Source organism: Bacillus yapensis (assembly GCF_005280205.1).
In the GTDB taxonomy this organism is placed as follows: Bacteria; Bacillota; Bacilli; order Bacillales; family Cytobacillaceae; genus Robertmurraya; species Robertmurraya yapensis.
In genome coordinates, this window is sequence record NZ_SUND01000014.1 from 45,654 (window position 1) to 66,921 (window position 21,268).

Annotated in this window: 26 protein-coding genes and 1 other annotated feature; of the genes, 19 read left to right on the top strand and 7 right to left on the bottom strand. The window is 36.8% G+C overall.

The window, feature by feature from the left end:
• Positions 1–53: 53 nt before the first annotated feature.
• On the bottom strand, positions 54–656 hold the full coding sequence (locus tag FAR12_RS16205) for an SCO family protein (protein ID WP_126409857.1): 603 nt from the start codon (positions 654–656) through the stop codon (positions 54–56).
• Positions 657–924: 268 nt separating this feature from the next.
• Here FAR12_RS16205 and FAR12_RS16210 point away from each other — a divergent pair, with 268 nt between their 5' ends.
• The 4 genes from FAR12_RS16210 (at position 925) to FAR12_RS16225 (ending at position 1,749) form a co-directional block, all read left to right on the top strand.
• Positions 925–1,032: a YjcZ family sporulation protein gene (locus tag FAR12_RS16210; protein WP_126409858.1), complete on the top strand. Its 108-nt coding sequence runs from the start codon at positions 925–927 to the stop codon at positions 1,030–1,032.
• 72 nt (positions 1,033–1,104) lie between these two features.
• Positions 1,105–1,227 (top strand): YjcZ family sporulation protein, encoded by a 123-nt coding sequence (locus FAR12_RS16215; protein WP_126409859.1) that lies wholly within the window; start codon positions 1,105–1,107, stop codon positions 1,225–1,227.
• Between the two features lie 152 nt (positions 1,228–1,379).
• Positions 1,380–1,544 (top strand): YozQ family protein, encoded by a 165-nt coding sequence (locus FAR12_RS16220; RefSeq protein WP_126409860.1) that lies wholly within the window; start codon positions 1,380–1,382, stop codon positions 1,542–1,544.
• A 16-nt stretch (positions 1,545–1,560) separates the two neighbouring features.
• Positions 1,561–1,749, top strand: coding sequence for a cold-inducible protein YdjO-related protein (locus FAR12_RS16225; RefSeq protein WP_126409861.1), 189 nt, complete (start codon positions 1,561–1,563; stop codon positions 1,747–1,749).
• A 47-nt stretch (positions 1,750–1,796) separates the two neighbouring features.
• On the opposite strand, the gene FAR12_RS16230 is transcribed toward FAR12_RS16225, so the two are convergent.
• The 3 genes from FAR12_RS16230 to yhfH all read right to left on the bottom strand — a co-directional run bounded on the left by FAR12_RS16230 (position 1,797) and on the right by yhfH (position 4,204).
• Entirely contained in the window at positions 1,797–1,979 is a 183-nt protein-coding gene (locus FAR12_RS16230) for a hypothetical protein (RefSeq protein WP_126409862.1), read from the bottom strand.
• Between the two features lie 95 nt (positions 1,980–2,074).
• Positions 2,075–3,886: an oligoendopeptidase F gene (gene pepF / locus FAR12_RS16235; RefSeq protein ID WP_126409863.1), complete on the bottom strand. Its 1,812-nt coding sequence runs from the start codon at positions 3,884–3,886 to the stop codon at positions 2,075–2,077.
• 183 nt (positions 3,887–4,069) lie between these two features.
• Positions 4,070–4,204, bottom strand: a complete 135-nt coding sequence (yhfH, locus tag FAR12_RS16240; protein ID WP_126409864.1) for a protein YhfH — start codon at positions 4,202–4,204, stop codon at positions 4,070–4,072.
• A 328-nt stretch (positions 4,205–4,532) separates the two neighbouring features.
• On the opposite strand from yhfH, the gene FAR12_RS16245 reads away from it, so the two are divergent.
• A complete protein-coding gene (locus tag FAR12_RS16245; protein ID WP_126409865.1) occupies positions 4,533–6,686 on the top strand; it encodes a PAS domain S-box protein in 2,154 nt (717 codons plus the stop codon).
• A gap of 21 nt (positions 6,687–6,707) precedes the next feature.
• Here FAR12_RS16245 and FAR12_RS16250 read toward each other — a convergent pair whose 3' ends face one another.
• Positions 6,708–7,451: a hypothetical protein gene (locus FAR12_RS16250; RefSeq protein ID WP_126409866.1), complete on the bottom strand. Its 744-nt coding sequence runs from the start codon at positions 7,449–7,451 to the stop codon at positions 6,708–6,710.
• 135 nt (positions 7,452–7,586) lie between these two features.
• Here FAR12_RS16250 and FAR12_RS23520 point away from each other — a divergent pair, with 135 nt between their 5' ends.
• The 8 genes from FAR12_RS23520 to FAR12_RS16285 all read left to right on the top strand — a co-directional run bounded on the left by FAR12_RS23520 (position 7,587) and on the right by FAR12_RS16285 (position 12,109).
• Entirely contained in the window at positions 7,587–7,739 is a 153-nt protein-coding gene (locus tag FAR12_RS23520; protein WP_170972231.1) for a hypothetical protein, read from the top strand.
• Positions 7,740–7,753: 14 nt separating this feature from the next.
• A complete protein-coding gene (locus FAR12_RS16255; RefSeq protein WP_126409867.1) occupies positions 7,754–7,945 on the top strand; it encodes a YbxH family protein in 192 nt (63 codons plus the stop codon).
• A 52-nt stretch (positions 7,946–7,997) separates the two neighbouring features.
• Positions 7,998–8,513 (top strand): hypothetical protein, encoded by a 516-nt coding sequence (locus FAR12_RS16260; RefSeq protein WP_126409868.1) that lies wholly within the window; start codon positions 7,998–8,000, stop codon positions 8,511–8,513.
• Between the two features lie 255 nt (positions 8,514–8,768).
• Complete coding sequence (locus tag FAR12_RS16265; protein ID WP_126409869.1) at positions 8,769–9,944, top strand: acyl-CoA dehydrogenase family protein; 1,176 nt, start codon at positions 8,769–8,771, stop codon at positions 9,942–9,944.
• A 115-nt stretch (positions 9,945–10,059) separates the two neighbouring features.
• Positions 10,060–10,824: a 3-oxoacyl-ACP reductase FabG gene (gene fabG / locus FAR12_RS16270; protein ID WP_126409870.1), complete on the top strand. Its 765-nt coding sequence runs from the start codon at positions 10,060–10,062 to the stop codon at positions 10,822–10,824.
• Positions 10,825–10,838: 14 nt separating this feature from the next.
• The gene (locus FAR12_RS16275) at positions 10,839–11,288 is read left to right on the top strand and encodes a MaoC family dehydratase N-terminal domain-containing protein (RefSeq protein WP_126409871.1); all 450 of its coding nucleotides are present in this window, start codon (positions 10,839–10,841) and stop codon (positions 11,286–11,288) included.
• Positions 11,285–11,689 carry a MaoC/PaaZ C-terminal domain-containing protein gene (locus FAR12_RS16280; RefSeq protein ID WP_126409872.1) on the top strand — a complete coding sequence of 135 codons (405 nt, stop codon included), beginning with the start codon at positions 11,285–11,287 and terminating at the stop codon, positions 11,687–11,689. Before FAR12_RS16275 ends, FAR12_RS16280 begins: the two co-directional genes overlap by 4 nt.
• A 93-nt stretch (positions 11,690–11,782) precedes the next feature.
• The gene (locus FAR12_RS16285) at positions 11,783–12,109 is read left to right on the top strand and encodes a hypothetical protein (protein ID WP_126409873.1); all 327 of its coding nucleotides are present in this window, start codon (positions 11,783–11,785) and stop codon (positions 12,107–12,109) included.
• Between the two features lie 147 nt (positions 12,110–12,256).
• Here FAR12_RS16285 and lysS read toward each other — a convergent pair whose 3' ends face one another.
• Entirely contained in the window at positions 12,257–13,717 is a 1,461-nt protein-coding gene (lysS, locus tag FAR12_RS16290) for a lysine--tRNA ligase (RefSeq protein ID WP_126409874.1), read from the bottom strand.
• Between the two features lie 88 nt (positions 13,718–13,805).
• Positions 13,806–14,073: a binding site (T-box leader), on the bottom strand.
• A gap of 260 nt (positions 14,074–14,333) precedes the next feature.
• On the opposite strand from lysS, the gene FAR12_RS16295 reads away from it, so the two are divergent.
• From FAR12_RS16295 to FAR12_RS16315, 5 genes are all read left to right on the top strand, one after another.
• The gene (locus FAR12_RS16295) at positions 14,334–15,995 is read left to right on the top strand and encodes a DUF6044 family protein (protein ID WP_126409875.1); all 1,662 of its coding nucleotides are present in this window, start codon (positions 14,334–14,336) and stop codon (positions 15,993–15,995) included.
• Between the two features lie 17 nt (positions 15,996–16,012).
• Positions 16,013–17,038 carry a glycosyltransferase family 2 protein gene (locus tag FAR12_RS16300; protein ID WP_126409876.1) on the top strand — a complete coding sequence of 342 codons (1,026 nt, stop codon included), beginning with the start codon at positions 16,013–16,015 and terminating at the stop codon, positions 17,036–17,038.
• A gap of 50 nt (positions 17,039–17,088) precedes the next feature.
• The gene (locus FAR12_RS16305) at positions 17,089–18,072 is read left to right on the top strand and encodes a ring-cleaving dioxygenase (protein ID WP_246010417.1); all 984 of its coding nucleotides are present in this window, start codon (positions 17,089–17,091) and stop codon (positions 18,070–18,072) included.
• Between the two features lie 272 nt (positions 18,073–18,344).
• On the top strand, positions 18,345–18,671 hold the full coding sequence (locus FAR12_RS16310) for an SCP2 sterol-binding domain-containing protein (RefSeq protein ID WP_126409878.1): 327 nt from the start codon (positions 18,345–18,347) through the stop codon (positions 18,669–18,671).
• A 225-nt stretch (positions 18,672–18,896) separates the two neighbouring features.
• Positions 18,897–19,091, top strand: a complete 195-nt coding sequence (locus FAR12_RS16315; protein ID WP_126409932.1) for a hypothetical protein — start codon at positions 18,897–18,899, stop codon at positions 19,089–19,091.
• 74 nt (positions 19,092–19,165) lie between these two features.
• Here FAR12_RS16315 and FAR12_RS16320 read toward each other — a convergent pair whose 3' ends face one another.
• Positions 19,166–19,642 (bottom strand): MerR family transcriptional regulator, encoded by a 477-nt coding sequence (locus tag FAR12_RS16320; protein ID WP_425456188.1) that lies wholly within the window; start codon positions 19,640–19,642, stop codon positions 19,166–19,168.
• A gap of 201 nt (positions 19,643–19,843) precedes the next feature.
• Here FAR12_RS16320 and FAR12_RS16325 point away from each other — a divergent pair, with 201 nt between their 5' ends.
• On the top strand, positions 19,844–21,121 hold the full coding sequence (locus FAR12_RS16325) for an MFS transporter (protein WP_342772333.1): 1,278 nt from the start codon (positions 19,844–19,846) through the stop codon (positions 21,119–21,121).
• Positions 21,122–21,268: the final 147 nt, after the last annotated feature.

The window sequence follows — 21,268 nt, forward strand, 5'->3', positions numbered from 1 at the left end:
AAAACACATAAAAACGGAAGCGGTGAATGATTTTTACATCACCGCTTCTTTTTTTAATCGATTTTCTTCATGATTTTATTAAACATCGCTTCTCTATCAAATTCTTCACCCATTGGGTATTTCTTTATATACTGATTATTTTCATCTAACAGGTAGATATAAGTCGAGTGAACGAAGAAGCCATCACCAGGATCTCGATATTGGAATTGGAACGTACCGGCAAGTTCTTCGATTTCTTTCAAGTCCTCTTTAATGTTCTTTTGGTCACCTGTAAGGAAAAGCCAATTACCGTCATCTTCAATCTCGAAATTCTTCATATATTCCTGCAACTTTTCAGGCGTATCTCGATAAGGATCAATCGTAATGGTTAGAAATTGTACCTTGTCTCCAAAGACACCAGCTTTTTGTAAATCCTTTTTAAGCATATTCATTTTTAAAGTTGTAGTAGGACAGATATCAGGGCAATTTGTATAAATAAATTCGACAACTTTTAATTTCTGATCCGATTCAGAAAATTTATAAGGCTCATTATGCACTGTGACTAAATCAATCGTATTTGGAATGGTTGAAGTTTGGTCACGGATGATGAAAAATGAAATACCCGCTGCAATCGCGAGTGCTACGATAACACCACAAATAATATATATTTTCTTCATTTTGTACCCTCCCATAATAAAGATAAGAAATAAGTGACGAAAATACTATGGATATATTGTGAACTTATTTTTTTAGAGAAGCGGTTTGTATTTACTGATCAAACTGTTGGGACAGTTTCATTCTATCTTGAAGCTGTTTGTCCTAACCAAAGGACATCATATTTTTGATGTGTTTTTTAAATTCTTTTAGGTCGTTAGTGAAGAAGCCCATTCGGGACAACTTGCCCTTTCATACTATAGGTGTAGATGTTATAGGAGGTGGATATTAATGAGCGCAGGAGCTGGAATTGGATATGGCGGCGGATTTGCATTACTCGTAGTATTGTTCATCCTTCTTATTATTGTAGGTGCGTCCTACATTGGTGGATGGTATTAATCACGGAGAAGGCCTCCAAATAATAAGATAAAAAGAGAGAATTCTTCAACACTTTAGGAAGGAAGTGGAGTAATGGGTTACGGTTACGGTAGTTGCGGCTACGCTTATCCAACGGGAGGATATGGTCAAGGCGGTTTTGTTTTAATTGTCGTCTTATTCATTCTCTTAATCATTGTCGGAGCAGCTTGGTTGTAATTTAATTATTTATAGAAAAACCTGCGTATTGCGCAGGTTTTTCCAATTTCAAGATTCAAAAACTGAGAAAAGATCCGGATCTATGAATGAATACCCTTTAGTTAGTGAAAGCTAACTTTGTTACCACTATATCTTTTGAAAGGGGCATACATATGAAAGACAATAAATCTGAAGATAGTTCAAAGCTAGCAAACCGCCATTATTCTCCTGATGATTACAATAAAAATGATCAAGTTTCCTCTGGCTTAGCTACTACACATGAACAAGTTAATGACTCTTATGTAGAAGGAGAAATAAAATCAAGCGACAGTAAATGAGAAGGGGGCAATTGCTATTTTTTTTAACCGAAAAGCTGCAGAAGAAAAACCAGAAGATATTCTCATGGATACGGAAGTATATGCATGTATGGATGAAGGCTGTAATGGCTGGATGAGGAAGGATTTCGCAAGTAACGATTTGAAATGCCCTTTATGTGGCAATGAGACATCGATGGAGGTACGTGAGCTCCCTAAGATCAATTAAGAATAAAGGGCCAAACTCATAAGATTCGTGAGAAGTGGCCCTTTATTTTATAGATTTTCCTTTTGTTGACCTATTTCACCTTCGGCGATAATCGTATTTGCTGTTTCAAGACTTTCATGCTCGTTTACAGAATCTCCAGGATAATTCTTTTGATTAGGTGCTCGTCCATCCGTGTTAATCGTTACACCTTTCTTTTTAGGTGCATGTGTTAAGTACTCATCGTTATTCATTTCGCTCACCTCATATTAAAAGGGTTTACTCAGGGACTATAACTTATTCAAAAAAAGAAAACTCTCTAGCGGACTAGAGAGCTTTCAACATTTAATTACTCATAGCTTTCTTCAAGAATATCAATCAATGAACCAACATAGGCTACCGCTTTTTTGATTGGTTCAGGCTGTGACATATCGATGCCAGCGTGCTTCAGTAAATCAAGAGGCTTCTTTGTTCCGCCAGCTTTTAAAACTTCTAACCATCTGTCGACAGCAGGCTGACCTTCTTCCTTAATCATTTGTGACATCGCAGTGGAAGCTGTTAGACCAGCGGAGTAAGTATAAGGGTAGAGTCCCATATAATAATGCGGCTGACGCATCCATGTTAAGCTTGCACCTTCATCTAAAACAACAGAATCTCCCCAGAAGTCAGATAGAACATTTCCTTTGACCTCACATAATACTTTTGCAGTTAATGGCGTACCGTTTTCAGCTAGGGCATACACTCTGCGTTGGTATTCACCCTCTAATAAGTGAGTCACAAAGTTGTGATAATACGTACCGAGTAACTGTAGCACAACCCAACGTTTCATTTGTGGGTCTGTTGTATTCGAAAGTAAATGGTCTCCTAAAAGCATTTCATTCATCGTAGAAGGTGCCTCGACGAAATACGTAGAAGGTCTAGTATTCATGATTCGCTGATTCTTATTAGCTAAATAGAAATGTCCTGCATGTCCTAGTTCATGAGCAAGGACGAAGGCTCCTCGCATTGTGTCAGTCCACGTAATCAAAATGTAGGGATGAGAACCATAAGGGCTTGAACAGAATGCGCCTGTAGCTTTCCCGACATTATCAGCTAAATCGACCCATCTTTCTGTTAATCCTTTTTTCATGATCTCTGAATACTCAGGTCCCATGACTTTTAATGCTTCTAAAATGACTTCACTTGCTTCTTCATAAGTAGTTTGTGGGTTGAAATCGGGATCTAAAGGCGCTTTTAAATCACAAAAGCGGAGCTCGTCCAGCCCTAATACTTTCTTCTTTAAATTAGCATATCGACGCATATGAGGAGCTAACTCTTTTTGGATGATATCCAGTTGATTATTGTACATTTCAGTCGTAACTTGCTGTGGCTGTAAAAGCATGTCTGTAACTGAATCATAACCTCTTAATTTAGCTAAGGTTACTTGCTTCTTTACTTCTGTTGCATAAGTTGCAGCAAATGTATTTTTATAGTTGTTTAACGTCTCTACAAATGAATCATATGCTTTTCTACGAGTCTGTGTATCTGGTGTAAATTCATACCGATCTTCAAAAAGGGCAAAGGAGTTCGGTAACTCATTTCCATCCTCATCCTCAATGGATTTGAATTGCATATCAGCCAATTTGCTTGTCTGATAAATGGCATAAGGAGCATCATGTACAGTTCCTAATGCGGCCAAAACCTCCTCAGTTTCAGGAGAAAGTCGATATTTTTTCTCGTCTAAAATGTCTAATAGAGTCTTTTCAAATGGTTTTAGGCCATCTTCCTGCATAAAGGCTTGAATGGTTTCTTGATCCATTGCAATAATCTCTGATTTGATAAAAGAAAGGGCAGCATCCACTTTAGAACGCAAATTACTAATAACTGAGGCATTTGCTTGATTTACTGGGTCTGTTCCGTCACCTGATTGTTTTAATTGTGCATATACGAATACTAAAATTAGTTTCATTACTACTTTTTCTTGGAGCTCAAGACACTCTAGTAATGTCTTTGCACTTTCATGGAGTCTCCCTTTGTATGTTAAAAAGGAAGATAGCTCTGTTTCTATTGTAGCAATTTCAGCTTCCCAATCGGCTGGGGTTTGAAATAAATCTTCTAACTTCCATGTTTGTTCAACAGGTACTTCATCACGCTTCAAACGCTTGACAACCGTTTTTTCCATTTATTCTCCTCCTTATGTATGGCAGGGTCCTATTATTTCGATACCCTAATTAAATAATAGCATAATCATGAAAATAATTAATATATTTTTCTAAATATTTAATGAAATTAAATAATTGAAATGGTAGATTACGTGACACAAAAAATGCAATGAGGTTGTATTACTCCTCATTGCATTCATTTTTTACTCAACTTTTTTTGATAGACAGCGATCACATTCCATTAAATAGGACTCAGCTTGCTCCTGCATCACTTGCCCACATTCAGGGCAAACCTTTTTTGGTAACGTACGGAAAAATTCAACTGGACTTTGAATCATCGTCATTTCCTCCTTTTTTAATACAGTATATTATTGTTCATTCTGTTATAGTACAGTATACACAAATGTATAGAAAAAGTGTACAGTTTTTTAATAAAAAGTTCAGAATTCTAATATATTTGTCCTTTTGCACGAATAGATAAAATATTCCTTTCTTGTTACAGCACTTTCCATTACAATCATAGTTGTAATATTAGGATGTTTTCGGGTAAATTAATTTTTCGTAAAAAAACATAAGCACTGAACCATATTGATAATGCATTGCTCTTTTCGCAGGTACATAGATGGAAAAGAGTCTTATATAAACTGCAAAAAGGATTGATACATGATGGAAAATCTCTTGAACTCAGTAGATCCAATTATCATGTGCGTCGCCGTAATTTTAACGATGATGGCAACGTATTCAGCATTGGATATGTTTTCGATGCTAAGGACATCTGAACGAAATAAGCCGCTTCTATTTATTGGTGGTTCGTTATCGCTCAGCTTCGGTATTTGGATAATGAACTTTTTGTTAGCGTTAGATGTTACAGCAACATCAGATTACAATTTACTTATTACACTGTTAGCCATTGTTGTGGGAATCTGTTTTACAGGGATGTCTTTTTATGCTGTTTCGATTGAGAATACATCTACAATTCATATAATTATTGCTAGTTTCTTAATGACTGGTGCTGTTTGTGCAATTCATACAATTGGGATGTTTGGTCTTGAAATGTCGATCACCTACAATATAGCGATTTTGGTTGTGGCTGCTGTTCTTGTATTTGTGTCGTTTTATTTCGTATTCTGGCTTCTTTATAATCCGAAAATCGGTAATCTTACAAAAAAGACGTGGCTCCGTCCTTTGAGTGCATTAATTATTACGGGTGCAGTAGTGGAAGGGCATTTATTGCTTTTGAAGGCTACAAAAATTGCTGCAAGTGATCGAGTAGTAAACGGTACTCCTTTTCAAGACAGCTTTCTTATTTATGTAATCTTAATTATTGCTGTCCTTATTTTAAGTGGCTTAATTGGCTCGAGTGCACTTGTGAGCAAAAGATTGGCTGTTTCAGATTCTAATTTAAAGGACATAAAAGCTGCTTTAGATGTATCTTCAATTGTAGCTATGACAGATGCTAAAGGTACAATTACTTATGTGAATGATAAGTTCGTCGAAATCTCCCAATATTCTCGAGAAGAATTAATCGGCCAAAATCATCGGATTCTCAATTCTGGTTACCATTCGAAAGAATTTTTCCAATCTCTATGGAAGACGATTGGAAATGGTGACGTATGGAAGGGAGAGATTTGTAATAAAGCGAAGGATGGAACTTATTATTGGGTGGATACAACCATCGTTCCTTTTTTAAATGATAAAGGGAAGCCGTATCAATATGTTTCCATACGGACCGATATTACCGATCGGAAAACATCTGAACGAAAATTGAAGGAAACAGTCAAAGAAATTACTGACATTAAATTTGCTTTAGATCAATCTTCAATTGTCGCTTTTACGGATGCTAAAGGAATTATCACAAAGGTGAACGATAAGTTCTGTGAAATATCGAAGTATAGCAAGGAAGATATTATTGGAAAGGATCATAGTGTCTTAAACTCTGGCTATCATAGTAAACAATTTTTCCAAAACCTCTGGAGAACGATTGGGAACGGACAGGTTTGGAAGGGAGAAATCCGAAATAGAGCAAAGGATGGATCCTTTTACTGGGTAGATACGACGATCGTTCCTTTTATGAACGAGAATGGAAAGCCGTATCAATATTTAGCAATTCGAAACGATATTACCGAGCGAAAGCGTACAGAGGAGATATTACATCGCCAAGATAAGCTTGCTGCGGTTGGACAGCTAGCAGCTGGTGTTGCGCATGAAATACGAAATCCACTTACTTCGATGAAGGGTTATGCAGAAGTTCTCCATGAAGACGAGGTTGAACCTCAAAAGCGCGAATTTGTTGAAATTATTTTGGATGAGATTGATCGTGTGAATCAGATTGTTGAAGATTTTATGGTGTTAGCAAAGCCAAAAGCTGTGGACTTAAAAGAAAAGAATATTATCCCGATTATCAAAAATGTCGTTTCATTACTGGATTTCGAAGCGAGAAAGAAGAAAGTGCGTATGCACTTAGAAGTTCCAAATGAAATTGTCCAAATAGAATGTGATGAAGACCGATTAAAGCAAGTGTTCTTGAATTTTATCAAAAATGGCATTGAAGCGATGCCAAATGGTGGCGATATAACCGTAAAAGTAAATGTAGAGAAAGAACAAGTAAAGATCTCGATTCAAGATACGGGTGTTGGAATTCCAGAGGATAAGCTGAAAAAAATCGGCGAGCCTTTTTTCACAACGAAGAAAGATGGAAATGGTCTCGGTTTAATGGTTAGCTACAAGATTATCGAGAGTCACAATGGTACTGTTTATATTGAAAGTGAATTGAACAAGGGCACCACCTTTAATATTATTTTGCCAGCACATTCTGCTTAAAAAACGAGCGAACACCTATTATTAGGTGTTCGCTCGTTTTTCTTTTACTTTTTCTTTTTCTTTCTCATCTTTTGAAATAAAGAATCTTTGTATCGGGCTCGTAATGCGTTGAAAATTAGCTTCTAAACTTTCAACAATATGTGAGGCACGCTCATATATAACTGAGCGAAGATGATCAATTTCTCCATTAATCTTCTTAATTAGCCCTTCTTGTTGATCAAGTCTTTCCATCACTGTATTGTGAAAAACCTCTTGTAGGTTAAGCTTACTCGCGAATTCATCGTATACTTCATCTTGTTTCTTCAATTGATTTGAAATAGCTTCATTCTCATCTAACTTGTCAGCAATTTTCGAAAGAATAGTATCCTGCACTGCCTGCTGTTTTAATATTGCCTGTGTTAAAAAGCCGTCTGCTTCTATCTTCTCAAGTATGGCTACATTGTTTTTCTCTAGGAATTCTAATCTTTGCAAAAGGCTTTCTGTGATTTGCTCCTGCTGTTGAATGAAATGAAGAACTTGCGAATCTAATTCTTCCTGTTGTTTAAGCTTATTGATGACTTCTTCCATTTGATTATTCTGAGATTCACGTGTGGTTTTCATAAAGTGGCGGACTTGTTTCACCGATTTGGCTAATGATTTGTTAATTGTCGCTTGCCCTTCAAATATATCTTGTAAATAGCTTCTTTTAAATTCCTTTTGATTGGGGCTATTTTCTATGGCATGAAAAACCTTAGGTTTAACCTTAGGGTCTTGATATAAGCCCATTTTTTCACTTCCTTCTCTATTTTTTCACTGTTCTATGATTATCGTATGACAGGGATCATAAAAGGAAACTTCATTATACGAAATTGGAATAAACGTCTTGTCAGCGGGTAAAAGTAAGACAAAGGAGATGGACATATGGATAAGAAGAAAAATGGGCAGGAACCTACTATGGCTCCTGGAATGAATGACCAAGAAGAACTAAAACAAGATGCGAATGATGAAGAGATTGATAAAGGCGAATATACGAAAGTAACGAGACTGTCCTTTGATGAGGTTGATCCAAGCTAAAGGAGACGAGAAAAATGGGTGCTATTGATCGAAATGGATATCGATTCGAAACAGAATTTAGTGTCATCAATCAAAACGGGGCAATCCACGTATACCATGAAGGGGAATTCATGGAGGAGATTCCGTTTCATTTTGACGGCAAATTCCCAGAGCCAAATCTGTTGGAAGAATTAGTAGAGGGTTATTGCGAAAAACATAATATCTGAAAAAATGTATATAACTTTAGCTTTCTCTCATAATAGAGAGGAGGTGATTAGTGTGAAAAAGGTCGTATTTTTGATGTTAGTATTATTTATAACTATGAATGAGCCAATACATAGTAAAGCAGAAGAACAAGAACAAGAATTATCTGCAGAATGTAAGAAGATGCTCGAGGAAACGAAAGCTGAGTATATTAATTTAGTGAATAATGATGTACTTTCTAGTTTTGACTTACTTGATAAGGAACCAGTCGTTTATTTTACAGCAAGTGAACTTTGGAAAAATGAAATATTATCAGGGAAAAATGAGGTCTTTGATTCACTGAAAAAATTGATGACAGGAAAGTACCGAGGAGAAAAGAGACTTTATTTTTTTGAGCCTGATCCGAAAATTGGATATATCCTATTTAAAGATATTAACAATAATAATATTATGTTAACTATAGAGAAAGAATCAGATAAATGGATATTAAAGGAAGAAACAGTGAAAGAAGGAAGAGAGATTTCATTAGAGACAGCAAAATGTGACGAGCAACATTTTATGCAGAAGATGTTTGATAATTTGTATCCATAAAATGAATGGCCACCCTAATCGGTGGCTATTTTTTTGCTAAAGCTGTTTTCTTAAAACTTGTTTCAAGAGATATAGCTTGAGATAAAACCTATGCCAAAAAAAGGATTCTTACTATTTGTTGTAGAAATAGAGAAGTAACAATTAAGCGCTTACAATATTTTGGTATATTTCTAACTCCAAAGAAAATATCTTATAAAAGGAAGAGGAAGAAATTTGAAGAGGACAGGCTTTACAAATTGAAAAGGGGTGGAGAGTATGCATTTACGATTAACAGATGAACAAAAGATGGTGCAACAAACGATTCGAAAGTTTGTGGAAAAGGAATTAATGCCATTGGAAAACGAAGTTTTAAGAAATGAAAGAGAGGGAAGGCCAAGCTTGCCAGCTGGAAAACTTAAGGACCTTCAGCTAAAGGCAAAGGAAGCAGGGTTTTGGGGAATTAATACACCAGCAGAATATGGCGGAGCGGACTTAGGTCAAATGATGATGGCAATCGTCATGATGGAAACCTCAAAAACATTTGTACCTTTTTCATTTGGCGGTTCAGCTGATAATATCCTCTATTATGCGAACGAAGAGCAGAAAAAGAAATATTTGATTCCAACGATTAATGGTGAGAAAAAATCTTGCTTTGCTATGACTGAGCCCAGTGCTGGTTCTGACACAAGGAATATTAAAATGACAGCGGTGAAGGACGGTAGTGAATGGGTATTAAATGGAGAAAAGACGTTCATTACTGGCGGAAATGAAGCCGATTTTGTTATGGTTATCGCTATAACAGACAAAGAAAAACATCAAGCAACAGGTCGTGACGGTGTAACTTGCTTTATTGTTGACCGTGATATGGGTTGGAAATCAGAATACATCCATACGATGGGGGAATGGGGACCAGCCGGATTAGTATTTGATAATGTACGAGTACCAGAGGAAAATATTTTAGGAGAAGTACATGGCGGCTACAAGCTTGGATTAGAATGGATTGGCTTTGCTCGCTGGGTTGTCGGAGCAAGAGCGGTCGGTGCAGCTGAAAGACTTTTACAAATGGCCATTGATTATTCTAAAGAACGTATTACATTCGGAAAGCCTATCGCTGAGAGACAGGCGATCCAATGGCAAATTGCTGACTCTGCTGTGGAAATTGAAGCGACTAAATGGCTCGTACTAAATGCTGCCTTTACATTGGATCATGGTGAGGATAATCGCCATTTGGCTTCCATGGCAAAATTATATGGTTCTAATATGGGCAATCGTGTTGTTGACCGAGTCCTACAAATCCATGGAGGAATGGGGTATACGAGGGAATTGCCAATTGAAAGATGGTACCGTGAAGCCCGACTTTGGCGAATTTATGATGGGACAGATGAAATCCAGCGCATGATAATTGCGAGAAATCTAATTAAAGGCCATGTAAAAGTTGGGCAATATATTTAGTTCCTAGTAGTAAGTGAGAGTTATATTTTTCATTTTTCCTAATTACTAGTATAATTGTATATACAAAATTCAGAATTAACCATAAACTAACTATGGATTCAAGGAGGAAGTACCAATGGCAGGAAGATTTGCAGGTAGAGTCGCATTTGTTACTGGTGGTAGTCGAGGAATTGGAAAAGCAATCGTTGAACGCTTTGCCGAAGAAGGAGCCAAAGTGGCATTTATTGACGTAAATGAGGAAGCGCTTTCTGACGCTACGAATGATTTAAGAGAAAAGGGTTATGAGGTATTTTCTAAGTTTGCTAGTGTAACAGACGAACAACAAGTTGAGGATGCAGTAAGGGAAGCCTATGAAGCGCTGGGCTCACTTGATATTCTTGTCAATAATGCAGGCGTAATCCGAGATAATCTACTTTTTAGAATGACAGATTCAGACTGGCAAACCGTAATGGATGTTCATTTAAAAGGTTCTTTCTTTACGGCTAGAGCTGCTCAAAAGTATATGGTTGAAAACAAATATGGAAGAATCATCAATATTTCCTCCACTTCTGCTCTTGGTAATCGCGGACAAGCGAATTATGCTACTGCCAAAGCAGGACTACAAGGCTTTACCAAGACATTGGCGATTGAATTGGGTCGTTATGGAATTACAGTTAATGCTGTTGCACCGGGCTTTATCGAAACAGATATGACAAAGGCAACGGCAGAACGGATTGGAATATCGTTCGAGCAGTTAATTAGTGCCAGTGTATCGCAAATTCCAGTCGGACGGACTGGGAAGCCAGAGGACATTGCCAATGCAGTTGCGTTTTTTGCTGATGAAAAATCTTCGTTCGTAAGTGGTCAAGTGATTTATGTCGCTGGTGGACCGAAAAATTAAGGCGAGGTGAAATCATGTTATCTGAGTTTGTCGGAAAAAAATCTAGTAAGGTTCGGAATACAGTAGAAAAAGGAGCAGTCAAAAAGTTTGTGGAAGCAGTTGGAGACTTACAACCTATTTATGTAGACGAGGAAGTCGGGAAGAATTCTCGTTATAAAACAAATATAGCACCACCAACATATCCGCGAGTATTTGATTTTGGCATTATTGAAGGCTTTAAGCTTCCAAGTGTTGGCCTTATACATGGCGAGCAGCATTATCACTACGAGAGGCCTCTACTGGTTGGAGAAGAGGTTCAATGCTATTCAGAGGTTCATAGTTATGTTGAGAAAACGGGAAGCTTTGGAAAAATGGGCTTTTTATCGATCAAACAATATGGGGAAGACCAAAATGGGGAGCTTATTTTTAGCTCTGAGCAGATCATCATTGTTCCAGAACCTGTCGCAAGGGGGCTGGGCATATGAGCAAGTTAGGTGAATTACAAGTTGGGGCAAAGTTAGATGAAATTGTACTTTCTCCGGTGTCACGATTAGACCTTATCAAATATGCGGGAGCCTCTGGTGATTACAATCCGATTCATACAATTGATGATGAGGCTAAAAAGCTTGGACTTCCAGGAGTTATTGCTCATGGGATGTGGACGATGGGAAACTTAGCGAAGCTATTCACATCGTATTACGAAGAAGGCTTTCTTCAAGATTACTCAATCCGCTTTAAGGATATGGTGTTTTTAGATGATGTCATTACTTTAAAAGCGGAGCTTACAGAAAAAGAAGAAAACAAGGTGAAATTTAGTGTCGCAGCTATAAATAAACGTGGAAAAGAAGTTTTAAAAGGCAGTGCTGTTTTCGCACTATATGAATAAAAATATATAAAATGATTTATTTCCACTAATATCCCAACTCGAAGACCAATCACATATGATTTGGTCTTCGATATTTTTTAAAGGGGGAATATCATGAAAAAATTGTGGTTCACAATCTTTACGGTTTTAGTAATGGCAGTGGAATTTGGAATATCCTATCTGATTTCCTATCAACTTAATTACCAATTACTTGGATCCATGTTTCTTGTAGGATTGGTCTCTTCCTTGGTTACTATTTTTTTCTCGAGTACAGGGGGAATCGTTTCAAACTATCATGAATCCGAGCTTGCAACAAGCTATATAGGATGGAAAAATGGTTATAAATTTAAACGGACTTTGGGTTCAGTATCAGTAAACTGCTTTAATATTGGTTCCGTTCTATTTTTCGTTATTGGATTTGTTGTAGCTTTTGCAATTTAAGGAGTGAGACCAACAGATTCTGTTTTGAGGTTATTAATAATAAAAGAACAATTAAAAAGACGCGTGAATTTGCACGCGTCTTTTTAGTTGTTTGTTAGGTGCTAATCGATACTCTGGCATCCACCCATTTATCAATTCTTAGACATTCTATAGTTTTTTTGTTAATGGAAATAAAACACAATCCTTAATTGTATCACTATCCGTTAGTATCATTAATAGGCGTTCAATTCCAAATCCCCAACCAGAGATTGGAGGCATCCCATACTCCATAGCTGTTAAATAATCTTCATCCATCTCCATAGCTTCTAAATCTCCGTTGCTTTTTAAAAACGCTTGAGCCTCCAACCTTTTTCTTTGTTCAAGTGGGTCAACCAACTCAGAATAGGCATTTATAATTTCGGCACCATTCACGACTAGTTGAAACCGATCGGTAAGAGTAGGGTTACTCTCATTAGCTTTAGCTAGAGGAGATAAATCAATAGGATGCTGGATTAAAAATGTTGGTTTTACAAGCTGAGGTCTACACTTTTTCTTGTAAAGAAGATCGATGAAATTGCCTCTTCCTAAAGACTCAATATCAGAATGTTCTAATTCAATATTTTTTCTTTTTGTTTCTTCGTATAAATCTTTAACGTCAGGAAAAAGGTTAATATCAATTTCTGTGTTTTTGAAAATTAGATCCCTGAAGGAAATAATGTCCCATTCTAGTGAAAATTCAATCCGTTGAGCTTGTATGGTAATAGTAGTGGTATTAAAAGTTTGATCTAGAATAAATAAAACCATCTCACGCATTAGTTTCATCGTATCTTCATAATTCCAGTAAGCTGCATATCCTTCAACCATAGTAAATTCTTGAAGATGTTGAGGACTAATCCCCTCGTTCCTAAAACACCTTGCAAATTCAAACACTTTGGTAAAACCACCTACAATTAATCTTTTTAAATAGGTTTCTGGGGCAATTCGTAGGTTCAATAGAGTGTCCAAAGAATTATGGTAGGTCTTAAAAGGTTTCGCTAATGCACCAGAGGAAGTATGCTGTAACACTGGTGTTTCTACTTCCAAAAATTCCTTGTCCTCAAAAAATCTACGAATAGCGCGTATCATTTTGGTTCTGGCTAGTAATCGAACTTTTGTTTCTTCAGTCATCATTATATCTAAGTAACGCTGTCTATATCGAGATTCAACGTTGCTTAAGCCGTGCCATTTTTCTGGAAGAGTTCGTAATGCTTTCCCTAGAAAAACATAGGTTTCGATTCGTAATGTCTTCTCGTTCGTTTTAGTGGTATACATATTCCCTTCTACACCTATAAAATCTCCTATGTCCAAGAAGTTTTGAAATTGATTAAACGGGACCTCGCCAATCTCATCCTTTTTCAATAGAAGTTGTAAACTCCCTTGTACGTTTGAAATCGTAATAAAAATTAAATTCTTGAAGTTTCGAATACCCATTATTCTTCCGGCGACTCTCACAGCAGAAGTCCCGTCTGCAAGCTGAGAAGCTTCAAAAAGTTCATAATTTGTTGAAAACCTTTCTGGATATATTGGAATTCCCAGAGATTTTAACGTTTCTAGTTTTTCTATTCTTTGTTCTGTTTGGTCATTACTCATATTTTTTCTCTCCTGTCGATTACGAGGATTTTTTCACTAGATTTGGACTTATAAACAACAAAAAACTCTCACCCCCAAGATTATTCATCTTGAGGACGAGAGTTTATAGCTCCGTGGTACCACCTCAGTTAATTGATATGTCACCATATCAACCTCTTCGGGTACGGCAATTTATTAAAAATTGGATATACCCTATCTCTTTAACGGGAGATCCCGTCGCAGTATCACTAAGATACATCTTAGATCCGTGCGAAGCTCCGATCCTTTTTTCATTAAGATTATTATTACTCCTTTCCACCAACCGGAGCTCTCTGGATATAATTAATCAAAATTACTCTTCTCTTCATAGCCATATATTTCATATTGAAAATTAAAAATATTTTATACTAAATATATTATTGAGTCAATTGCTTGTTTGAGTATTTTCTTATTTATAGAGCCCTTTTTTATGGAAACATATAAGAAACAAGGTACTACTTCTTTTTTTTACCCAATGGAATATAATTCTAGCTGTTCGCAAACGATAAGATTACAAATGGGAGACGAGAGAAAATGATACAACAGACCTGATTGTGTCAAAAAGTGCTTGAACTCTTTTCAGGTTGAGGTGTACAGCATGAGACTAAGCGAAAAGAAGCAAATGATCATTGCTCACATTATTATAGCCATTTATTTGTTACCCCTTTTGATTTTGGGGGAGAACGCCCACATCCGCGTTCATGATAATCTTGATTCCAACATTGCCTGGTATAAGGTTTTATCGAATAGTGGGCAAATGTTCGGTTCCATCAATGCAACGATTCCACAGGTGATTAATGGATTGCCTCGAAATGCATTAGGGACGGAGTATAGCCTCATCGTATGGCTTTACTATCTATTTCCTACGATGATTGCTTATTTCTGCAGCCAAGCGATTACAAGATTTGTTGCCTTTTGGGGAATGTATCTTCTTTTAAAAAAGCATTTTATCCCACAGCGAGAATGGACTTTTATTAATGTTGGGGTGGCGCTAGCCTTTTCTCTAACCCCGTTTTGGCCATCAGGCATGTTAAGTACATTAGGGATGCCCCTTGCATTGTGGGCTTTTTTGAACGTTCGTAATGGGGAGCGATCCTGGAAAAACTATCTAGTGTTAACGCTACTTCCATTGTATTCAAGTTTTGTCTTAGGCTTTTTCTTTTTTCTAGTTGCAATAGGATTACTCTGGATTTTCGATATGATTCGAGGAAAAGGTATAAATCTAAAATTTCTACTTTCCATCGTATATATGATCATTCTTTATATGTTTGTAGAATATCGGCTAGTGAGTTCCTTTCTTTTTTCAACAGAACCAAATAGTCGGGATGAATACTTTCATGCGAGGTTGCATCTATGGAGAGTAATCCGTTTAACCTTTAAAAATTTCATACTGGGGCATACACATGTAATGTCTGTTCATGGTCTAGTCATTCTACCAGTTTTGCTTCTAGCACTTTATATTATTATCAATCGTAAACTTTGGAAAAAAGAAAAAGCTTTTTGGATTCTCCTCGTAATAAATTTTGTATTATCATCTTGGTACGCATTTTGGTTTTATAAAGGCTGGTATCCATTAACTGTTCGTTTTCATGTATTGGATACTTTTAATTTTGCTCGGTTCCATTTTTTACGGCCACTTATTATTTATTTGGGCTTTGCTTTAGGTTTGAAAATATTGTTTGAGCATATCACGTTGAGACCGATAGTCCATTTTTTTATTGTCGCGCAGATTCTTCTTCTATTTGCTTTCAATGATGAAATCATCCATCATACAAAACCAACAGTGAAACAATTTTATGCAGAGGAATTATTTCAACACGTTAAGGACTATATTGGGTTACCAGTTGAAGAATATCGTGTGGCAAGCATCGGAATTCATCCAGCAATCGCTCAATATAACGGATTTTACACGCTGGATACGTATAACAATTTTTATCCACTTACATATAAATATGCATTTCGTAGGATTATCGAAAAAGAGTTAGCAAAGAACAAAAGGATTCGAACCTATTTTGATGAATGGGGAGGACGTTGCTATCTGTTTACCGATGAACTTGGGAAGCATTATATGTTTAAAAAGAACTCGAAACAGAAGCTGATAAATCTAGAACTAAATACGGATGCCTTCAAAGAAATGGGGGGAAGGTTTCTGTTTTCAGCCGTTCCGATAAAAAATGCGAAAGAAAATCATCTCCAATTAGAAAAGACTTTTACCAACAAAGACGCAGCTTGGAAAATTTACTTATATAAAGCAAGATGAGCAGCTAGGAGGTTAACATGAGTGAGCCAATACTAACAATTGTGGTACCTTGCTATAACGAAGAAGAGATGCTCCCGTACACGGTGGTGGAGTTGAAGGGCTTAATCGATGAAATGGTTAGAGAAGGCGAAATTTCTAGGCAAAGTAAGATCCTTTTTGTCGATGATGGAAGCAAGGATGACACATGGAAAATGATCTATAAAGAAACGATCAAAAATGAATATGTGCGTGGCTTAAAACTTGCCCGAAATGTCGGACATCAAAACGCATTATTAGCTGGACTTTTTACAGCAAAGGATATGTCCGATTGCATCATTTCAATTGATGCTGATCTACAGGATGATATTGCTGTCATTAAGGAATTTGTAAGAAAATTTAAGGAAGGCTATGACATTGTATATGGGGTAAGGAATAAAAGGGAGACGGACACATTTTTTAAGCGGTCGACGGCACAAGTATTTTATAAAATGATGAAAGTAATGGGCGTAGACCTCGTTTATAATCATGCTGATTTTCGACTCATGAGTAAAAGAGCGGTCGAGAAATTAGAAAGGTTTAAGGAAACGAATATGTTTTTACGAGGAGTTGTTCCGTTAATTGGATTTACTACTACATCTGTCTATTATGACCGAAAAGAAAGGTTGGCAGGAACGACGAAATATCCTTTGAAAAAGATGCTCTCGTTTGCCTTTGATGGAATTACATCCTTTTCGATTCAGCCAATTCGGTTTGTCTTGTTTGTTGGACTTGCTTCCTTTTTCGGAAGCCTTGTATTTGCTCTCTACTTCTTGTCGTTAAAAATCTTTGGGGATACAGAATTAGGCTGGACATCTTTGATCACATCGATTTGGTTGATTGGGGGCTTGCAGCTTATTGCAGTGGGTCTTGTCGGTGAATACATTGGGAAAATCTATAAGGAAGTGAAGCATCGACCAAAATACATTATTGATATAGATGCTTTTAATGTCCCGATGTCTATACATAAGTCGGAAAGTGACAAGGAATTTTCCCTAGAACATCGAGCCTTATTGGAATCTAACTAGTCCATATATTTGCTTTTCTGACCATTTTCAGGAAGAATGGGAGTAAATGTATGGGGAGTGAGGAAATGTTTCAACCATTGAAAGGGCTTCATCATGTTTCGGCAATTACAAAAGATGCGAAAAGAAATTATGAGTTTTATACAAAAGTATTAGGGCTTCGCTTGGTCAAAAAAACGGTAAATCAAGATGATACATCAGTTTATCATCTATTCTACGCGGATGAAAGAGGAAACCCCGGTACCGATTTAACCTTTTTTGAGATTCCCAATGCGGGTAGAACCTACTATGGAACGAATAGTATTTCGACCACTTCTTTAAGAGTTAGAGATGATAAGGCGATACAGTACTGGAAAGAAAGACTTGCAGAATTCAGTGTCGACCATGATGAGATTTCTCAAGAATCAGGAGGAGCTACATTAGCGTTTCGTGATTTCGAAGGGCAGAGGTTGATGTTTGTGTCTGACGAAGATAATCAAGGTGTTGCTGGAGGGAAACCGTGGGATAAGAGTCCGGTTCCAGTTGAGTATGCGATTGTTGGTCTTGGACCTGTATATTTAACGGTTTCTAAGTTAGAGAACTCTGTGCAAATTTTAACGAAGGTATTAGGTTTTAAAGAAACAAGAAAGTATGTAATGGCTGGGCACGATGTTATTGTATTTGAAACAGGTGAAGGAGGTACTGGTGCAGAGGTTCATATTCAAAAACGGTCTGAACTTCTAGTAGAGAGACCTGGAAGAGGAAGTGTCCATCATGTGGCATTCCGGGTAGAAAATGAGGAAGAGCTACAAAAATGGGTCGATTACTTAAAGCAATTACGTATTCCGAATTCAGGTTTGGTTGAACGGTATTATTTCAAATCTCTTTACTTTAGAGAGCCAAATGGGATTTTATATGAATTGGCAACAGATGGTCCGGGATTTGAAGGGGACGAAGATTTTGAGCATTTAGGGGAAAGACTTGCATTGCCACCTTATTTTGAAGAGCAGCGTGAAAGTATAGAAGAAAAACTAAAACCGTTAGATACAAGCATATAAAAAAGACCTCAAAATTGAGGTCTTTTTGTTCGAAAAATTGAGGCGCACATGACTACACTCCACATTGTGTTGCCTATATTTCAAGGCGCGTCAAGTCGTCTTACACAATTCAGCTCATCGCTTTACTAATATAGCATGTGTCGTTTAAGAAGACAAGCATTTTTATTAATTAATATATGGATGGGTGAAAATATGCACTCTTTAGTAATTATTGAAATATTATGAAAAAGATGAAATAATGAGATTAGTAAATTACAATTGGGGGAGAAAAAATGGCTGTTCGCGAGGAATTAGATGCGTTTGTTGCAAAGGTAAATAGTAATCCAGTGCATATTGCAAATGAAAAGGACCGAGTATTTCAAATTGAATTACAGGAAAGTGGCGTATTACAAATTGTTTTAAAAAATGGCAAGTTATCTGTAGCTGAAGGAACTCCGAACGAACCACAAGTCACGATTAAGACATCAGATAAAAACTTCTCATTGCTTCTAAAGGATGACTTAAATACGACAATGGCTTTTATGACTGGTGGATTGAAAATTGACGGAAACATCGGATTGGCGATGAAACTCCAAGAGATCGTGAAGAAGTATCAATAATGAAATGGCGGGCACTCCACTTTGGAGTGTCTTTTTTCAAGATTAATAGATGGATTGTAAACGATTGAAAAAAGTAGATACGACAGACTTTAAACATACTGTTAATCTATGCTAAAATAAATTGATAGCAGCTGCTAGCAAAATGATAGCAAGTTGCTAGCAAAGTGATAGCAGAATGCTAGCAAGATGATAGCAGTTGATAGCAATACGATTGGAGATGTTGATATGAGTAATAATCCGAAAAGTCAGCTGAACCTCAGAGTTCCAGCTGATACCTTGAAGCAACTGGACGAAATCGTTGAATTTTATCAGGAGAATACAAAATTCGGGAAGGTATCCAAAGGCGATGTGTTAAGTGATATCATTGATAAATCACATGAAGTGATGATTAAACAAAAATTAAATAAAAGACCTCGGTAATTTTAGACAGGAATAGTTTCTTGGCTCAAAACCGGAGGTCTTGATAGAGTATTTTTATATCTATAATTAGCATGTTAGAACCCTAAAAGACTTAGGAAAATCTTTTTCCTTTTCCTTGTTACTAAAATAGGTTCGGTTGAGTCGGTTTGGTCTTCTTCGACTTGTTTTGTCTTTTCGACTAACTCCTTAATTTGCGAGTTAAGAGATTCGATCTCCTTTTTTAAATCTTCAATTTCTCTACGGTGTTGTAATAGCTGATAAGAGACAACAGAATCGGCCTTCGATTCCACTTTTCTCTCAACCACTTTTAATCTTTCTAAAAAGCTTTGGTCTTGTTCGTCTGTTTTCTGCATGTTTCTTGAGCCCCTCCGAACTTTTTTCGTTACTTGTATGTCTTGAAATGGTATACCGTCTTGAAGCTGTTGTTTAAACTCTTTTAGTATTTGTATATCCTCCTCAGAATACAAGTAATGACCAAATTCATTTCTTTCCATTTTTAATCCTAAATGCTTTACCCATCTTTGGACGGTGCTAGATGACACACCGAGCATTCTTGAAATGGCGCTTGTATTCACTTTATTCACTCTCCTTTATGAATGAATTCTTTGTCTAAATGGAAAATCCTATCTAGACGACAAAACAAGTTTTCATTCGGCAAAGAAAGTGTAAATACAACTTTTTTAGCAACATAAAAACTTAACAAAGTCGATGGTAAAATTATCCCCTTAAAAGCTTTACTTAATGTTAAGTACATGGCACAATGTACTAGAAAAAATAGTGAAGGTTGTGAATATATGACAGGACAAGAAGGTCGACTGAGTAACTGGAAAAAGAATATTATTCTTTTCTTAAGCAGTCAGACGATTTCGCTTTTTGGTTCAGCATTAGTACAATATGCAATAATGTGGCATGTAACATTAACAACAGAGTCAGGTATTATGATGACGTTGTTTATTATATGTGGGTTTATCCCTACATTTATTTTATCTCCGTTTGCAGGAGTTTGGGCAGACCGCTATAACCGAAAGTTGCTAATTATCCTATCTGATTCGATGATTGCGTTGGCAACGTTAATATTGGCGATTGTCTTCTTAATGGGATACGATGCAACATGGTTACTGTTTCTAATGGCTGCTGTACGAGCGCTTGGTACAGGAATACAAACTCCAGCAGTTGGAGCGATACTACCTCAAATTGTTCCAAGTGATAAATTAACGAAAGTCAATGGAGCGAATGGTAGTATTCAAGCAGTCATTATGTTTGTTGCACCGATTGTAAGTGCTGGACTTTTGACGGTGGCTACGATTGAAATGATTTTCTTTATTGATGTCATTACGGCTGCTATCGCCATTTTTACGCTGCTTGCCTTTTTCCGAATCCCTCTTCATGAGAAAGCAAGTGAGCAACAAACGACAAGTTATCTTAATGATTTTAAAGAAGGTATTAAGTACATAAAAGAACATGCGTTTCTGAAAACATTCTTTCTGTTTTTTGCCTTATTCTTCATTTTAATGGCACCTGCAGCCTTCTTGACACCACTCCAAGTGACTCGTAGCTTCGGTGACGATGTTTGGCGTCTTACAGCAATTGAGCTCGTCTTCTCAATTGGTATGATGGCAGGCGGTGGGGTTATCGCATCATGGGGAGGATTCAAAAACAAAGTTCATACAATGACATTTGCCAGTGTTTTGATGGGACTGTGTACGTTTTTATTAGGAGTCGTACCGATCTTTTGGATTTATCTCGTTTTCATGGGTATCTTTGGTATAGCGATGCCAATCTTTAATACACCAACAACGGTTATGCTTCAGGAAAAAGTGGATGAAAATTATCTCGGTAGAATCTTTGGGGTATTTGGCATGATTTCCACTTCGATGATGCCAATTGGAATGCTCATCTTCGGACCACTTGCTGATATAGTGGACATTGAATGGCTCCTTATCCTAACAGGGGTATTAATTTTAATTCTTTCATTGTTCTTAGGAAAAAACAAAGCTTTACTTGAAAACGGGAAACCGCTTGAAGCATAATTATTAAATTGGGAAAGCTGACTGACTCTAAAGAGTGGTCAGCTTTTTTAATTTCTAAATAGTTCCTTGTGTTGAGATTCTGCTTAAAGAAATAGATGATTTTATCAACTCTCAAAAAATTTGTAACAATTTAAAAGAGGAGATCGA

Bases quoted from the DNA above. Each gene is read 5' to 3' on its own strand.
- FAR12_RS16205 (WP_126409857.1), bottom strand. From the start codon at position 656: ATGAAGAAAATATATATTATTTGTGGTGTTATCGTAGCACTCGCGATT.
- FAR12_RS16210 (WP_126409858.1), top strand. From the start codon at position 925: ATGAGCGCAGGAGCTGGAATTGGATATGGCGGCGGATTTGCATTACTC.
- FAR12_RS16215 (WP_126409859.1), top strand. From the start codon at position 1,105: ATGGGTTACGGTTACGGTAGTTGCGGCTACGCTTATCCAACGGGAGGA.
- FAR12_RS16220 (WP_126409860.1), top strand. From the start codon at position 1,380: ATGAAAGACAATAAATCTGAAGATAGTTCAAAGCTAGCAAACCGCCAT.
- FAR12_RS16230 (WP_126409862.1), bottom strand. From the start codon at position 1,979: ATGAATAACGATGAGTACTTAACACATGCACCTAAAAAGAAAGGTGTA.
- pepF (WP_126409863.1), bottom strand. From the start codon at position 3,886: ATGGAAAAAACGGTTGTCAAGCGTTTGAAGCGTGATGAAGTACCTGTT.
- yhfH (WP_126409864.1), bottom strand. From the start codon at position 4,204: ATGATTCAAAGTCCAGTTGAATTTTTCCGTACGTTACCAAAAAAGGTT.
- FAR12_RS16245 (WP_126409865.1), top strand. From the start codon at position 4,533: ATGGAAAATCTCTTGAACTCAGTAGATCCAATTATCATGTGCGTCGCC.
- FAR12_RS16250 (WP_126409866.1), bottom strand. From the start codon at position 7,451: ATGGGCTTATATCAAGACCCTAAGGTTAAACCTAAGGTTTTTCATGCC.
- FAR12_RS23520 (WP_170972231.1), top strand. From the start codon at position 7,587: ATGGATAAGAAGAAAAATGGGCAGGAACCTACTATGGCTCCTGGAATG.
- FAR12_RS16255 (WP_126409867.1), top strand. From the start codon at position 7,754: ATGGGTGCTATTGATCGAAATGGATATCGATTCGAAACAGAATTTAGT.
- FAR12_RS16265 (WP_126409869.1), top strand. From the start codon at position 8,769: ATGCATTTACGATTAACAGATGAACAAAAGATGGTGCAACAAACGATT.
- fabG (WP_126409870.1), top strand. From the start codon at position 10,060: ATGGCAGGAAGATTTGCAGGTAGAGTCGCATTTGTTACTGGTGGTAGT.
- FAR12_RS16275 (WP_126409871.1), top strand. From the start codon at position 10,839: ATGTTATCTGAGTTTGTCGGAAAAAAATCTAGTAAGGTTCGGAATACA.
- FAR12_RS16280 (WP_126409872.1), top strand. From the start codon at position 11,285: ATGAGCAAGTTAGGTGAATTACAAGTTGGGGCAAAGTTAGATGAAATT.
- FAR12_RS16285 (WP_126409873.1), top strand. From the start codon at position 11,783: ATGAAAAAATTGTGGTTCACAATCTTTACGGTTTTAGTAATGGCAGTG.
- lysS (WP_126409874.1), bottom strand. From the start codon at position 13,717: ATGAGTAATGACCAAACAGAACAAAGAATAGAAAAACTAGAAACGTTA.
- FAR12_RS16295 (WP_126409875.1), top strand. From the start codon at position 14,334: ATGAGACTAAGCGAAAAGAAGCAAATGATCATTGCTCACATTATTATA.
- FAR12_RS16300 (WP_126409876.1), top strand. From the start codon at position 16,013: ATGAGTGAGCCAATACTAACAATTGTGGTACCTTGCTATAACGAAGAA.
- FAR12_RS16305 (WP_246010417.1), top strand. From the start codon at position 17,089: ATGGGGAGTGAGGAAATGTTTCAACCATTGAAAGGGCTTCATCATGTT.
- FAR12_RS16310 (WP_126409878.1), top strand. From the start codon at position 18,345: ATGGCTGTTCGCGAGGAATTAGATGCGTTTGTTGCAAAGGTAAATAGT.
- FAR12_RS16315 (WP_126409932.1), top strand. From the start codon at position 18,897: ATGAGTAATAATCCGAAAAGTCAGCTGAACCTCAGAGTTCCAGCTGAT.
- FAR12_RS16320 (WP_425456188.1), bottom strand. From the start codon at position 19,642: ATGCTCGGTGTGTCATCTAGCACCGTCCAAAGATGGGTAAAGCATTTA.
- FAR12_RS16325 (WP_342772333.1), top strand. From the start codon at position 19,844: ATGGCACAATGTACTAGAAAAAATAGTGAAGGTTGTGAATATATGACA.